A 13209-nucleotide genomic window follows, 5' to 3' on the forward strand; every position below is an offset into this window, starting at 1 on the left:
ACCCTCGCGGTCGGCGGGCGCAGGTTCCGCGCGTTCTCCGGGGGGTCGCGCCAAAGCGGCTGAGATTGAGGTGTTCCTCTGACCCGTCGAACCTGATCCGGGTCATGCCGGCGAAGGGATGAGTACGCTTCCGGTCCACGCCACAGGACCACCTCGCCCGACGTCGGCGGACCTCAACGCCAGAGGCCGCCATGAACATCGCCGTCACCCCGCCCGCCACGCCCGCCGAACCCACTGTGGATCTGGCCCTGAAAGACGCCCGCGAGGCGGTGATGAAGGAGACGGGGACCATCCCGACCGGCGAACGCGCCGGCTCGCGCAAGGTCTATGTCGCCGGCGAGATCTATCCCGACATCCGCGTCCCCTTCCGCGAGGTCGCCGTCCACCCGTCGGCCAATGAGCCGCCGGTGACCATCTATGACTCCTCGGGCCCCTACACCGACCCGACCGTGACCATCGACATCAAGCGCGGCCTGCCCCTGGTCAAATCCAGCTGGCAGCTGGACCGCGGCGACATCGCCCCCGTGCTGAACCCGCGCGAGGTCAAGCCCGAAGACAACGGCCACGCCAGCGGCAAGAACCTCGCCCCCCGCTTCGACACCTCCAACCACAGGGTCTTCAAGGGCGTCGAGGGCCGCCCCGTCACCCAGTACGAATACGCCAAGGCCGGCATCATCACGCCAGAAATGGAATACGTCGCCATCCGCGAGAACCTGCGCCGCGAGCAGACCGCCCCCTGCATCCGCGACGGCGAGGATTTCGGCGCCAGCATCCCCGACTTCGTCACCCCGGAGTTCGTGCGTCAGGAGATCGCCCGCGGCCGCGCCATCATCCCGCACAACATCAACCACCCCGAGGTCGAGCCGATGATCATCGGCCGCAACTTCCTGGTGAAGATCAACGCCAACATCGGCAACTCGGCCGTCCTCTCCAGCGTCGACGACGAGGTCGACAAACTGGTCTGGGCCACCCGCTGGGGCGCCGACAACGTCATGGACCTGTCGACCGGCCGCAACATCCACAACATACGCGATTGGATCATCCGCAACAGCTCGGTCCCCATCGGCACCGTGCCGATCTACCAGGCGCTGGAGAAGGTCAACGGCGTCGCCGAGGATCTGACCTGGGAGGTCTATCGCGACACCCTGATCGAACAGGCCGAACAGGGCGTCGACTATTTCACCATCCACGCCGGCGTCCGCCTGCCCTTCGTGCCGCTGACCGCCAACCGCGTCACCGGCATCGTCAGCCGCGGCGGCTCCATCATGGCGAAGTGGTGCCTGTCGCATCACCGCGAGTCCTTCCTCTACGAGCATTTCGAGGACATCTGCGACATCGTGCGGGCCTACGACGTCTCCTTCTCCCTCGGCGACGGCCTGCGCCCCGGCTCCATCGCCGACGCCAATGACGAGGCCCAGTTCGCCGAGCTGCGCACCCTCGGCGAGCTGACGAAGATCGCCTGGGCCAAGGGCTGCCAGGTCATGATCGAGGGCCCCGGCCATGTGCCGATGCACAAGATCAAGGCCAATATGGATGAGCAGCTGAAACACTGCCACGAGGCGCCCTTCTACACGCTCGGGCCCCTGACCACCGACATCGCCCCCGGCTATGACCACATCACCAGCGCCATCGGCGCGGCCATGATCGGCTGGTTCGGCACGGCCATGCTCTGCTACGTCACGCCCAAGGAGCATCTGGGCCTGCCCGACCGTCAGGACGTCAAGGACGGCGTCATCACCTACAAGATCGCCGCCCACGCCGCCGACCTGGCCAAGGGCCACCCGGCGGCCCGGATGCACGACGACGCCCTCAGCCGCGCCCGCTTCGAGTTCCGCTGGGAGGACCAGTTCAACCTCGGCCTCGACCCCGAAACGGCCCGCAAATACCACGACGCCACCCTGCCCAAGGAGGCCCACAAGACCGCCCATTTCTGCAGCATGTGCGGCCCGAAATTCTGCTCGATGAAGATCAGCCAGGACATCCGCCGGGACGCGCAGGCGCAGAACGATGCCGGGGGTTCGCTGGCGGAAGCGGAGGCCGGGATGGCGGAGATGAGCGCCAAGTTCCGGGCCGGGGGCGGGGTGGTGGAGGTGAAGGTTTGAGCCACTAGATTTGTGGGCTAAAACTCCGCGAAGATGCGGCTCGCAGATGCATCAGAACCGCCAACTCAACGTGATTGAATCGATAGATGCAAATTCGAGACAACAACTATAGCATCGCCGAAATCAAAGATATGATTGATCGGCGGGATTTGCATGTAAACAGGGATTATCAAAGAGGCGCAGGTCTTTGGCCAAGCGCTCCTCGTAGCTACTTCATCGACACAATACTTGGTGGATTTCCCTTCCCGAAGATATATTTCTACGAACATCTTCCTAGAGAAGATGGTGCACCTATGAGATTGCGAAGAGAGATTGTCGACGGACAGCAGCGTGTAACAACAATCGTTGACTTCATAAATGATGAATTCGCTTTGCTGCCGGGCCATAGCAATGGCGGAAAGAAATTTACACAATTAGAAGATGATGTTCAACGCGCCTTTCTATCTTACACCGTGAGTGTAGACGTTATAAGGGATGCGACCCAAGCCGAAATAGTCGAGATGTTTAGGCGTATGAACGCTTACACACTGCCATTGAACGATGCCGAAAAGCGTCATTCGGCTTACCAAGGTGCGTTCAAGTGGTTTTCTAACCGGCTTTCCGACGATCTCGGAGAATTCCTGATCCAGTTTGGGGTATTCACGAATAGACAGCTCGTGCGTATGGGAGATCAAGAACTCATCACGGAAGTTTATCAGTTTACCCAAGATGGAATTACCAGCAGCTCCCCGTCCGTTCTTAAAGCAATATACGCGACGAACGATGTGAATTTCCCACAAGCTGACGAATTCAGAACTCAGATAACGGACGCTATCCGTTATATCGCTGAAAACTTCCCCAACCTCCGCCGAAGCTTCATGATGAAGCCCTACGCCTTCTACACGCTCGTGACGGCCCTGATTTATAATCGGTACGCGACTCCATTGAACGTTGACGGCGTTCGAAGCGCAGGCGCCTTCGCGGTAAATCCTCGGGCTTCTCAAGAGCGGTTGCTGCTTTTAGCCCTATCGCACGAGGCCAAGGAAACTGACGGACCTTACCGTGAGTATGTTCTTGGTTGCTTGGGCGGCACGAACCGGGTCACTCAGCGGACTCAACGGTTCACTCATGTCCTGACTGCCTTGCAGTTAGCATAGTGAGGTTGAGACGGCTTTCGCTGGCTCTGGAGAGACGCTTGCGAGCTATCGATGCTGAAACCGATGACTCCCTCTTGGGGGCCCGATTCTTGGGTCGCAGGGAGCGTTGGGCCCTACAAGAAGGATTCCTATCGCAGAAATGGCAGTCATGGTGCGGCTTTTGCCGCGCTGCGCTTATCCACTCCGTCACAGGGGCGCAAACGCAAGGAGGCGTAGTGACGACGAGTCCGCACTCCGCGTTGTCCGACGCGGAGATTGCGTGGATCGCAAGTAGGGCAGCTAGAAATCAGAACACGGTAAATGTTCAACCGCTTGCCGGTTCCCATCTTGAGCCGACATGGGGGGACCCAAATAAGATCGGGCTTATTTCAATGGCGTTAGCCATGACTAATGAAGCCCAACTATCGTCAGGACTGCTGTTAGCGAGCGACGAAGCCCGGCATCTCCAGATCGTCCGAAATGCAACCGCCCACGTTAACTCCGAGAATCTCGATGAGGCGAGGAATTTGGCGCTGGTCTATCGATCAGGGCGGTTCGAGGCACCAAGCGATGTCATGTTTTGGGAAGAGCCCATTACCGGCGAGTTTGCATATCGCTATTGGTCGGATCGCCTAATCGCTGCAGCAAATATCGCCATCCTCTGATCACCCTCACCCCTCCCCCGCCATCCCCCTCAACGCCTCCTCGAACACCCCCGCCGGCTGTCCGCCCGAGATCAACCACTTCCCCTCCACCACCACCGCCGGCACCGCATTGATCCCCCGCGACCTCCACAGGTCCTCCGCCGCCCGCACCTCCTCCGCATAGAGGTCGTCGGCCAGCACCTCGACCGCCTTGTCCCGGTCCAGCCCCGCGGCCGCGGCCGCGTCGGCCAGCACCCCGGCGTCCGTCATCACCCGCCCCTCGGTGAAATGGGCCGTGAACAGCGCCGCCTTCAGCGCCCGCTGCTCCGCCGCCCCGACCGTCCCCGCCCAGTGCAGCAGCCGGTGGGCGTCGAAGGTGTTCCAGATGCGGCTGTCCGGCCCCATCCGCATCTCGAACCCCGGCCACGCCTCCGCCGCCCGCTCGGTGATCATCGCCCGGTTGGCCGCCGACTGTTCGGGGGTCGAGCCGTACTTCCGGCCGATGTGTTCGACGATGTTCTCGCCCTCGGGCGCCATCTGCGGGTTCAGCTCGAACGGCTGGAAATGCACCTCCGCCTCGATCCCCTCGGCCTTCAGCTTCGCCAGCGCCGTCTCCAGCCCGCCCAGGCCGACGACGCACCAGGGGCAGACGACGTCGGAGACGAAGTCGATGTGGAGGGTGCGGGTCATGGCGGGGCTCCGGGGATGGAGTCCGCATATAGGTCCCTTCTCCCCTTGCGGGAGAAGGTGGCCGAGCGGAGCGAGGTCGGATGAGGGGTGAAACACCGATCCCGAACGGTTAAGCTTGCTCTATGCTCAAGCCCACCGAACGCCCGTCGCGGCCGCAGCGATCCCACTCTGCCCGAGGCGGTCTTCTGGAAATTCCTCCGGGATCGACGGCTGGAAGGGCTGAAGTTTCGGCGGCCCCTGGGGCCTTACATCGCCGACTTCGCCTGCCCCTCGATCCGGTGGGTCGTCGAACGGGATGGCGGCGTTCATGCGCTGCGCCTTGAACGCGACGCGGAGCGGAATGCGTGGCTGACGGCGAACGGCTGGACGGTCCTGCGTTTCGCGAATGAAGCCGTACTGACCAATCCCGCGCTGTTGTTCGAGGCTGTGCGGCGCCACGCCCGGTTGAACAGAGGTTGACGCGTCCTCGTACCCCTCATCCGACCTCGCTCCGCTCGGCCACCTTCTCCCGCAAGGGGAGAAGGGATAGGTTTCCCGGGTCTGGAGCACACAATGAAACGCTTCCACCACCCTGCCCATCCCGCCCCCCGCGCGCTCAAGGTCGACAAGGCCGCCGTCGGCGCGGGCGCCGGCGGGGCGGTCGCGGTCGGCGCCCTGGCGCTGGGCGCGCTGATGGTGGGCTCGCTCGCGATCGGGGCGGTGGCCATCGGCGCGCTGGCGATCGGCAAGGCCCGCATCCGCCGCCTCCACATCGACCGCCTGACCGTCGGCGTCCTGCGCGTGGGGCGGGTCGAAGGGGCGGAGTGAGGGCGGCGAACGAAGCGCGCCTCTTTCTGTCGTCATCCCGGCGAAGGCCGGGACCCAGCGGCGCCGAAGGCGATGCCGGACGCAGCCGCGCTCTCGACATCGCGCTCGCGCGCGCCGCTGGGTCCCGGGGTCGCTGCGCGCCCCGGGATGACGACAAAAAATAGAGCGCGAACTTTTTCCCTCACCCCTGAAAAACCGCTCCGCCCCAACGAATCCAGCCTCTTCCGCCGCCCCGCACCCCCTCCAGCCTCGCACGCCCCCGACCGCCCGTATGATTCCCCGCTCACAGCGGAGAAGCCCACGGATGCCTGACGCACCCACACCCCGCCCCACCCGCTCGGCCCCCGACTCCGTCTGGGCCGCCGTGCGCGCCGACTATCTGTCCGGCATGCCGGCCGCCGAGGCCTGCCGGCGGCACCGGGTCGGCCGGTCCACCCTGCGCGACCGGGCGGCCAGGGAGGGCTGGCGGCGGGCCGACCAGCCGTGGCCGCCGCCCGGACGGCTGGACCCCGACGACGAGGGCGCGGCCCTGTCGGACAGCGTCGGCGGCGACGTGGCGCGGCTGTCCAACGAACAGCTGCGCGACCTGGCCGGGCGGCGGATGATCCGCGCCATCCTGCGCGGCGACGCCATGGAGTCCCTGCGCTGGCGGCGCGTGCGCGCGGCCCTGCACGCCGAGATCGGAGAGGCCGAGGCGCGGCGGATCTTCAACGAGCGGCTGGCCATGAACGCCGCCTTCCGGGCGCGCAACCAGTGAGGCGGCCAGTGACGCGGCCAGTGACGCGGCCCGGTGATCCGGACCATCCGGACCATCCGGACCGTGTTTTGCGCCGACACGGCCATGACCGCCGAAGCCGTCCCCGGACCCCCGCAGCGACGGCCTCGCGTCCGCCCGTCGAGGCCGTCGATCCGGACCATCCGGACCATCCGGACCGTGTTTTGCGCCGACACGGCCATGACCGCCGCCGGGGCTTGCGCCGCGCCGCCGCGACCGGTCAGGGTGCGGCCCATGCCTGACGCCTCGCCCGCCGCCTTCCCCGGCTTCGCCCCCGCCGACCTGGCCTTTCTGTCGAACCTCGCCGCGCACAACGACCGCGACTGGTTCACCGCCAACCGCGCCGTCTATGACGATGTGCTCAAGCCCGCCCTGGGCGCCCTGATCGCCGACGCCTCGACCGCCTGCGCCGCGCGCGGCCTGGCGCTGGGCGGGGACCCGAACCGGAGCCAGTTCCGCATCCACCGCGACGTCCGCTTCTCGAAGAACAAGGCGCCGTACAAGACCCACCTGTCGGCCGTCCTGACCCGCGACGGGCTGAAGATGTCGCCCGGCATGGCCTATATCCATATCGAGCCCGAGGGCGGGTCGCGCGTCACCGCCGACAGTTTCGACTACGACTCCATCGACCCGCTGGATCCCTCGACCCATCCGGGCGCGCGGCTGGCCCCCGAGGCCGCGCCCGACCCGACCGCGGGAGCGGCGGGCATTCCCGACGTCGAGGACGCCCACGGCCGCGGCCCCTATGTCTCGGCCGGCTTCTTCCTCTACGACCGCAGGAACAGCGAGCGCGTCCGCCGCGCCATGGTCGCCGATCCGGACGCCTGGCTGGCGATCGAGAAACACCTGTCGTCGAAGGGCCTGCGCCTCGCCCCCGGCCTCGCCGTCAAACGCATGCCCAAGGGGTATGAGGACCACGCCGGCGGCCCGCTGGAAGGCGCCCTCAAACGCACCCAGTGGTACGCCCGCCGTCCCCTGACCGGCGCCGAGATTTCGAGTCCCGATCTGCCCGAAACCCTCGCCGGCTTCATCGCCGACATGACCCCGCTGCTGCATTTCGGATGGGGGGCGCTGGACAAGGTCTGAGACGCGTGGGCGCCCGCGCTTCGTGAACGAACACCTGCTGTCGTTCGCGAAGGCGGGCCGCCCGAACCCGCAATCCGCATGGCGAGGCCGCCTGGCCCGCCTCAGGGTCGGTCCATCGAAACGGCCCGGTCGTCGGGCCCCGTTTGAAAGGACCTCGCGATGATCGCTTTCGCCTCCGCCCTGCTGCTCCTGACCCAGACCGGCCCCGCCGGGTCCAGCGTCGTCCTGACCTTCGAGACCGGCGCCCAAACCGGCTCCGTCATGGTCGCTCTCTACGACTCGGAGGCCGCATACGAAGGCGGCCCCGCTGTCGCCCGAATGGCCGTCCCCGCCTCGGGCGAGGTCGTGGCCCGGTTCGAAAACCTGCCCGCCGGCGACTACGCCGTGAAGGCCTTCCACGACGTCAACGGCAATGGCGAGATGGACCAGAACCCGTTCGGCATGCCCACCGAGCCCTACGCCTTCTCCAACAACGCCGTCGGCAACATGGGCCCTGCCCGCTGGGCCCGCGCCCGCTTCCCCGTCTCGGGCGAGACGGCCCAGACGATCGTCATCCGCTGATCGGAGATCTGTGATGCAAGCCTCCCGCAGAAGTTTCCTGATGGGCGCCGCGGCCCTGTCAGCCGCCGTCATCACCCCCGAAACGGTCCGCGCCATGACCGCGATGCGGATCGCGACCGACTGGGGCCTCGCCACCGCCGATGTCGAGACCGATCTCGCCCCGACCGCCATGCGCCTGATCCACGGCCGGGCGCCGGTCGGGCTCGAGGGGGCCCTGTACCGCAACGGGCCGGCCAAATTCCGCCGGCCCGGCCGGTCGGCCGCCCACTGGTTCGACGGCGACGGCCTTGTCCGACGCTTCCGCATTCAGGACGGTCGGGCCGAGCTGGCCGCCCGATTCGTCGACACCCCGAAACGGCGGCAGGAGACGCGGCTGGACGCCATGGTCATGCCCGGCTTCGGCACCGTCGGCGACCCACGCGCCGAGATCGGCTCCAACGACGACGTCAACGCCGCCAACACCTCGGTCCTGATGGCTGGCGACGCCCTGTGGGCCCTGTGGGAAGGCGGCTCCGCCGTGGCCATGGATCCGGAAACGCTGGCGACGCGCGGCATGGTCACCCACCGGCCCGACCTCAAGGGCATGCCCTTCCTCGCCCATCCGCGCCGCGAGCCGGACGGCCGCGTCTGGAACCTCGGCATGGGCCGGTCGCAGGCCATGGTCTGGCGCCTCTCGCCCTCGGGCGAGCTCGAGGCCGCCACCATGATCGACCTGCCGCGCGCCAGCTATATCCACGACTTCACCGCCACCGCTCGCCACCTGGTGATCGTGCTCCAGCCCTGGGTGCAGGCGCGGATGACCATGCCCTTCTCCGAGGGCTTCGACTGGCGGCCTGATGAAGGGACGCAGGTGCTGGTGATCGACAAGGATGACCTGTCGAAACGCCGCGTCTTCGAATTGCCGGCCTTCGGCTTCTTCCACCTCGGCGACGCATGGTCGGACGGCGACGACATCCGTTTCGACCTCTGCGCCCACCGCGACATGGACTTCGCCGCCCGCGGCGCCAGCGAGATGCTCAACGGCGTGCCGCTGAACGGCGAGCCGGCCCGGCTGGCGCTGGCGCATCTCAAGGCCGACGGTTCCGCCGACCTTCAGCGCACGGATCATGTGGCGGAGTTTCCGCGCAGCGACCCGCGCCGCGCCGGGCTTCCGCGCCGCTTCACCCTGCACACGGCCGAGGAAACCCCGGGCCGGCCCTTCGCCAGCGGCATCGGCATCACCGACTGGCGCGCCGGCCGGACCCGGGTGTTCGACTTCGGCGCCGACCATGTGATGGATGAGATGGTCTTCGTGCCGCGCCCCGGCGGCACAGCCGAGGACGACGGCTGGCTGGTCGGGCCGACCCTCAACCTGCCCGCCCGCGCATCAGAACTGCATGTGCTGGACGCCGCCCGGATCGAGGACGGCCCCATCGCCAGCTGGCGCGCCGACACGGCCCTGCCGGTCAGCTTCCACGGAATCTGGCATGGGCAGGGCTAGTACCAGCCGGCTTCGCGCAGGGCCCTGGCGTAGCGGCGGCTCACCGGCGCCTCGAGCCCGCCTTCCAGCGTCAGGGTGGCCCGGCCGTCCCCCCGGCTCACGCCCCGGACGGCGTCCTTCGCCACCCACCAACTGCGGTGCGTCTGCGCCCCTTCCAGCCCCTCCAGCTCGGTCAGGGCGTCGGACAGCCGCATCAGGATCAGGTCCGAGCCCCGATCGGTGTGGATGCGCAGATAGTGGTCCTCGGACTGGACGGCCCGGATGACCGAACCCTTCAGCTTGAACGGCAGGCGGTCGAGAAAGCGCGCAGGTCTGGCGCCCGCCGCCGCGGCATGGGTCTGCACCGGCGTCCGCGCCAGAAAGACGTTCAACGCGCTCAACGCTCCGGTCACGATCAGCACGGGCCCCAGGAAGTCGGGCAGCCGCGCCAGCGTCACCGACCGGTCGTCGTCGAAGAACAGGCCCGTGACGATCCAGACCATGATCGCCAGCGGCCCGGACATGACGAGGGTCAAAGCGATAACCGCCAGCCACGGCCGCCGGTCCATATCCAGATAACGCTCGACGAGCCGTGAACACAGATGACCCCACAGGGCGCCGCCCACCATCACCGGCAGCCAGTACCCCAGCCGGAACTGCAGCGACGTCCCGTCCATGCCGAACGCCCCTGTCAGCGCCAGCACCACGCCCGCGGACAGCGCCACGCCCAGGCCGCGCAACAGTCCCCGGTCGATCGAGAACCGCACCACGTCAGAACGGATTTCGCCCACGCTCATTCGGACAGACACACCGCCCGGAACCCGGCCGCCGCGAACCGCACCATATAGTCGCAGGCGCTCTCCAGATCCCCCGACCGGCACAGTCCGCCCGACAGCCGGTCCAGCCGCCCGGTCTCGCCCAGGGTCAGGGTCAGGGCCCCCGACAGGTTATGGTAGGCCCAGTACAGGTCCACCTCGCGCGCGCCGGGCATGATCACCTTGACCAGTTCGATCAGCCGCCGGATCGCGGGATCGAAATACCGCGCCATGGTCTCGCCGCCGAAGGTCGGGTTGGCGTTGGTCTGGGCCACCAGGGCGGAATAGTGTTTCCACCCTGGCCCGCCCTTCAGCGACCACTGGAACGGCGGGCGCAGGAAGGCCTCCAGCAGCCCTTCCAGCGTCATCCCCCCCTCGCCGGCGTCGCGGGCGTAGCGGTTGATGGCGTCGACCCGTTCGTTGTTCCAGACCTCGGCCCGCCTCAGGAACACGGCGTCGAACAGGCCCCGCTTGGCCCCGAAGTAGTAGTGGACCAGCGCCGTATCGACCCCCGCCTCGCGCGCCACCTCCCGAATGGTCACGCCATAGAAGCCGTGTTTGGAGAACAGGTCCTCGGCCGCGTCCAGGATCAGGTCGCGGGTGTCGGCCGAACCGGCCGCCTTGGCCTTGGGAGGGCGTCCACGTCTGGCGGCGGGGGCTTCGAGCTTGGTCATGATGCTGAAGCTAGGCCCCATTCGCCCGCCTGTGCAACGGCGCCACAGGTCGGCACACGGCTGACGCCGGTCAAGCTGCGCCGTTTGACAGGCGGCTGAAAAAGATTACGTTCCCCGAAAATCATTGAACGCTGAATAAAAGCGTCTCGGCTGGAAATCACAGGATTGGGGCTAATCATGAATCGCTACGTCAAGACGGCCTTGCTGGCCGGGGCCGCCTGGAGCGCGCTCTCCACCTTCGCCATGGCGCAGGACGCCGTTCCTCAGGAAGGAGCGACCTCGGTCGACGACGTCATCGTCACCGCGCGCCGTCGCGACGAACTGCTGAAGGACGTGCCGATCTCGGTCTCGGCCATTGGTGAGGAACGCCTGGAACAGACCGGCGCCGCGGACATCACCGCCTTGCAGCAGCAGACCCCGAACGCGACCGTTCAGGTCGCCCGCGGCTCGAACTCAACCCTCATCTCCTTCATCCGCGGGGTCGGCCAGCAGGACCCGCTCTGGGGCTTCGAGCCCGGCGTCGGCCTGTACGTTGACGACGTCTACGTCGCCCGCCCGCAGGGCGCCGTGCTGGACATCTACGACGTCCAGCGCATCGAAGTCCTGCGCGGCCCGCAGGGCTCGCTGTATGGGCGCAACACCGTCGGCGGCGCGGTCAAATACGTCACCAACCGCCTGTCGAGCGACCCGGAACTGACGCTGCGCGGCGCCTACGGCAGCTATAACCAGATCGACCTGATGGCCTCCGGCAGCGTTCCGCTGGCCGACAATTTCCGCGTCGGCGGCGCCATCGCCTCGTATCAGCGCGACGGATACGGCTCGAACCTGAACACCGGCGCCGAGCACTACAACAAGGACGTCCTGGCCGGTCGCGTCAGCGCCGAGTGGGAACCCCGCGACGATATGTCGATCCGCCTCGCCTATGATCGTGTCCAGGACGATTCCAACCCCCGTCACGGTCACCGCGAAGTGGCGGGCGCGACGCCGGCCGGCGCTGTCCTGCCCAGCGTTTACGACACCAACGCCGGCATCGGCGACGACAACTCGGTGATGAACCAGGGCGCCTCGGCGACCCTCCAGCTGAACCTCAACGACCACTGGACCTTCAAGTCGATCACGGCCTGGCGCGAAGGCGACACCGACACGGTCATCGACTTCGACAACACGCCGGCGCCGACGCTGGATATCCCGGCCTACTACGCCGACGACCAGCTGACCCAGGAGTTCCAGTTTCTGTTCGATTACGACCGGATTCAGGGCGTGATGGGCTTCTTCTATCTGGACGGTCATGCGGAAGGCGCCTTCGACACCATCCTCGGCGGCGCGGGCTTCGTCATCGGCACCGCCGGCGAGGTCAACACCGAAAGCTGGGCAGGTTTCGCCGACGTCAACCTCGACCTGACCGAGCGCCTGCACCTTGGCCTCGGCCTCCGCTATACGCTGGACGACAAGCGCGGCACGGTGTTCCGCGCCAACTACGCCGGCGCCGTCGCCAGCCCGCTGCTGGGGGGTACGCCGCGCGCGCCGACCCTGCTGCGAACCAACTACACCAACTCCAAGGACTTCACCCAGTTCACGCCGCGTATCGCCCTGTCCTTCGACCTGACGGACGACATGACGACCTACGCCTCGTACTCGCAGGGCTTCAAGTCAGGCGGCTTCGACATGCGGGGCGACGCCATCCTGACCCCGGACACCGTCAACGGCTACGATCCGGAAACGGTCGACTCCTATGAGATCGGCCTGAAGGGCGCCCTCGACCGTCTGTCGTTCGCCGCTTCGATCTTCTACAACGAATATCAGGACCAGCAGGTCACCACCCAGGTGCCGGCCGGCGCCAGCATCGCCAGCTTCGTCGACAACGTGGGTTCCTCGACCTTCTACGGCGCCGAGTTCGAAGGCCAGCTGCGCATCCTCGACAACCTTTCGGCCAGCTTCGCGGTCGGCTATCTGAACTCCGACTTCGAGGAGTTCCTGCGCTACAACCTGGCGCTTGGCGTATATGAGGACATTTCCGACCAGGTGGTGCTGCAGAATGCGCCGGAATGGACCGGCTACCTCGGCTTCACCTGGGTTGGCGACGTGGCGGGCGGCGACCTGGCGGTAACCCCGTCGGTCAGCTATCGCGGCGACTACAGCCAGTTCGAATTCCCGAACCCGGTGCTGGACCAGCAGGCCTACACCCTGGTTGACCTGTCGATCGTCTGGACCGACCCGACCGACCGCTTCACCCTGGGCCTGTACGGCAAGAACCTGACCGACGAGGAGTATCGGGTCGGCGGCTACAACTTCCCCGGCGCGCTCTTCGATAACTCGCTGATCGGCTACTATGGTCCGCCGCAGACGGTTACCGCCTCGCTGAAGGTCAAATTCTGATCGCCACGTATCCTGAAGCCTGATCGCATGTGATCACGGGCGGCGGTTCTCCTGAGCCGCCGCCCTTTTTCTTTGGCGCTGTCCGAAAGCGCCGCTACCGTCCCA

The 13209-nt window shown here is 66.6% G+C and carries 13 protein-coding genes and 1 riboswitch; of the genes, 10 read left to right on the forward strand and 3 right to left on the reverse strand.

Annotated features, from left to right (window positions below):
• The first annotated feature begins 28 nt into the window (after positions 1-28).
• Positions 29-137: riboswitch (TPP riboswitch) on the forward strand.
• 135 nt (positions 138-272) lie between these two features.
• From thiC to BrevBR_RS05575, 3 genes are all read left to right on the forward strand, one after another.
• Positions 273-2102 carry a phosphomethylpyrimidine synthase ThiC gene (gene thiC / locus BrevBR_RS05565; RefSeq protein WP_340000763.1) on the forward strand — a complete coding sequence of 610 codons (1830 nt, stop codon included), beginning with the start codon at positions 273-275 and terminating at the stop codon, positions 2100-2102.
• Between the two features lie 86 nt (positions 2103-2188).
• Positions 2189-3238, forward strand: coding sequence for a DUF262 domain-containing protein (locus BrevBR_RS05570; RefSeq protein ID WP_340000238.1), 1050 nt, complete (start codon positions 2189-2191; stop codon positions 3236-3238).
• Positions 3239-3621: 383 nt separating this feature from the next.
• A complete protein-coding gene (locus BrevBR_RS05575) occupies positions 3622-3882 on the forward strand; it encodes a hypothetical protein (RefSeq protein ID WP_340000239.1) in 261 nt (86 codons plus the stop codon).
• A 6-nt stretch (positions 3883-3888) separates the two neighbouring features.
• Here BrevBR_RS05575 and BrevBR_RS05580 read toward each other — a convergent pair whose 3' ends face one another.
• Positions 3889-4551, reverse strand: coding sequence for a DsbA family oxidoreductase (locus tag BrevBR_RS05580; protein ID WP_340000240.1), 663 nt, complete (start codon positions 4549-4551; stop codon positions 3889-3891).
• A gap of 87 nt (positions 4552-4638) precedes the next feature.
• On the opposite strand from BrevBR_RS05580, the gene BrevBR_RS05585 reads away from it, so the two are divergent.
• The 6 genes from BrevBR_RS05585 (at position 4639) to BrevBR_RS05610 (ending at position 9260) form a co-directional block, all read left to right on the forward strand.
• Complete coding sequence (locus tag BrevBR_RS05585; protein ID WP_340000241.1) at positions 4639-5010, forward strand: endonuclease domain-containing protein; 372 nt, start codon at positions 4639-4641, stop codon at positions 5008-5010.
• A gap of 93 nt (positions 5011-5103) precedes the next feature.
• Entirely contained in the window at positions 5104-5358 is a 255-nt protein-coding gene (locus BrevBR_RS05590; RefSeq protein WP_332638921.1) for a hypothetical protein, read from the forward strand.
• Between the two features lie 304 nt (positions 5359-5662).
• On the forward strand, positions 5663-6115 hold the full coding sequence (locus BrevBR_RS05595; RefSeq protein ID WP_340000242.1) for a hypothetical protein: 453 nt from the start codon (positions 5663-5665) through the stop codon (positions 6113-6115).
• A gap of 252 nt (positions 6116-6367) precedes the next feature.
• Positions 6368-7219, forward strand: coding sequence for a DUF2461 domain-containing protein (locus BrevBR_RS05600; protein ID WP_340000243.1), 852 nt, complete (start codon positions 6368-6370; stop codon positions 7217-7219).
• A gap of 159 nt (positions 7220-7378) precedes the next feature.
• A complete protein-coding gene (locus BrevBR_RS05605) occupies positions 7379-7780 on the forward strand; it encodes a DUF2141 domain-containing protein (RefSeq protein WP_340000244.1) in 402 nt (133 codons plus the stop codon).
• Positions 7781-7793: 13 nt separating this feature from the next.
• The gene (locus BrevBR_RS05610) at positions 7794-9260 is read left to right on the forward strand and encodes a carotenoid oxygenase family protein (RefSeq protein ID WP_340000245.1); all 1467 of its coding nucleotides are present in this window, start codon (positions 7794-7796) and stop codon (positions 9258-9260) included.
• On the opposite strand, the gene BrevBR_RS05615 is transcribed toward BrevBR_RS05610, so the two are convergent.
• Together BrevBR_RS05615 and BrevBR_RS05620 are read right to left on the reverse strand one after the other, a co-directional pair.
• The gene (locus tag BrevBR_RS05615) at positions 9257-10036 is read right to left on the reverse strand and encodes a LytTR family DNA-binding domain-containing protein (RefSeq protein ID WP_332638927.1); all 780 of its coding nucleotides are present in this window, start codon (positions 10034-10036) and stop codon (positions 9257-9259) included. The two genes, BrevBR_RS05610 and BrevBR_RS05615, sit on opposite strands and share 4 nt — an antisense overlap.
• Positions 10033-10728 carry a TetR/AcrR family transcriptional regulator gene (locus BrevBR_RS05620; protein ID WP_340000246.1) on the reverse strand — a complete coding sequence of 232 codons (696 nt, stop codon included), beginning with the start codon at positions 10726-10728 and terminating at the stop codon, positions 10033-10035. Before BrevBR_RS05620 ends, BrevBR_RS05615 begins: the two co-directional genes overlap by 4 nt.
• Before the next feature lie 177 nt (positions 10729-10905).
• Between BrevBR_RS05620 and BrevBR_RS05625 the strand changes: the two genes are divergently transcribed.
• The gene (locus BrevBR_RS05625; RefSeq protein WP_340000247.1) at positions 10906-13104 is read left to right on the forward strand and encodes a TonB-dependent receptor; all 2199 of its coding nucleotides are present in this window, start codon (positions 10906-10908) and stop codon (positions 13102-13104) included.
• The last annotated feature ends 105 nt before the right edge of the window (positions 13105-13209 follow it).

This window comes from Brevundimonas sp. BR2-1 (assembly GCF_037626195.1).
Classification (GTDB): domain Bacteria; phylum Pseudomonadota; class Alphaproteobacteria; order Caulobacterales; family Caulobacteraceae; genus Brevundimonas.

Excerpts from the sequence above, each read along its gene's own strand:
- thiC (WP_340000763.1), top strand. The coding sequence starts at position 273 with ATGAAGGAGACGGGGACCATCCCGACCGGCGAACGCGCCGGCTCGCGC.
- BrevBR_RS05570 (WP_340000238.1), top strand. The coding sequence starts at position 2,189 with ATGCAAATTCGAGACAACAACTATAGCATCGCCGAAATCAAAGATATG.
- BrevBR_RS05575 (WP_340000239.1), top strand. The coding sequence starts at position 3,622 with ATGACTAATGAAGCCCAACTATCGTCAGGACTGCTGTTAGCGAGCGAC.
- BrevBR_RS05580 (WP_340000240.1), bottom strand. The coding sequence starts at position 4,551 with ATGACCCGCACCCTCCACATCGACTTCGTCTCCGACGTCGTCTGCCCC.
- BrevBR_RS05590 (WP_332638921.1), top strand. The coding sequence starts at position 5,104 with ATGAAACGCTTCCACCACCCTGCCCATCCCGCCCCCCGCGCGCTCAAG.
- BrevBR_RS05595 (WP_340000242.1), top strand. The coding sequence starts at position 5,663 with ATGCCTGACGCACCCACACCCCGCCCCACCCGCTCGGCCCCCGACTCC.
- BrevBR_RS05600 (WP_340000243.1), top strand. The coding sequence starts at position 6,368 with ATGCCTGACGCCTCGCCCGCCGCCTTCCCCGGCTTCGCCCCCGCCGAC.
- BrevBR_RS05605 (WP_340000244.1), top strand. The coding sequence starts at position 7,379 with ATGATCGCTTTCGCCTCCGCCCTGCTGCTCCTGACCCAGACCGGCCCC.
- BrevBR_RS05610 (WP_340000245.1), top strand. The coding sequence starts at position 7,794 with ATGCAAGCCTCCCGCAGAAGTTTCCTGATGGGCGCCGCGGCCCTGTCA.
- BrevBR_RS05615 (WP_332638927.1), bottom strand. The coding sequence starts at position 10,036 with ATGAGCGTGGGCGAAATCCGTTCTGACGTGGTGCGGTTCTCGATCGAC.
- BrevBR_RS05620 (WP_340000246.1), bottom strand. The coding sequence starts at position 10,728 with ATGACCAAGCTCGAAGCCCCCGCCGCCAGACGTGGACGCCCTCCCAAG.
- BrevBR_RS05625 (WP_340000247.1), top strand. The coding sequence starts at position 10,906 with ATGAATCGCTACGTCAAGACGGCCTTGCTGGCCGGGGCCGCCTGGAGC.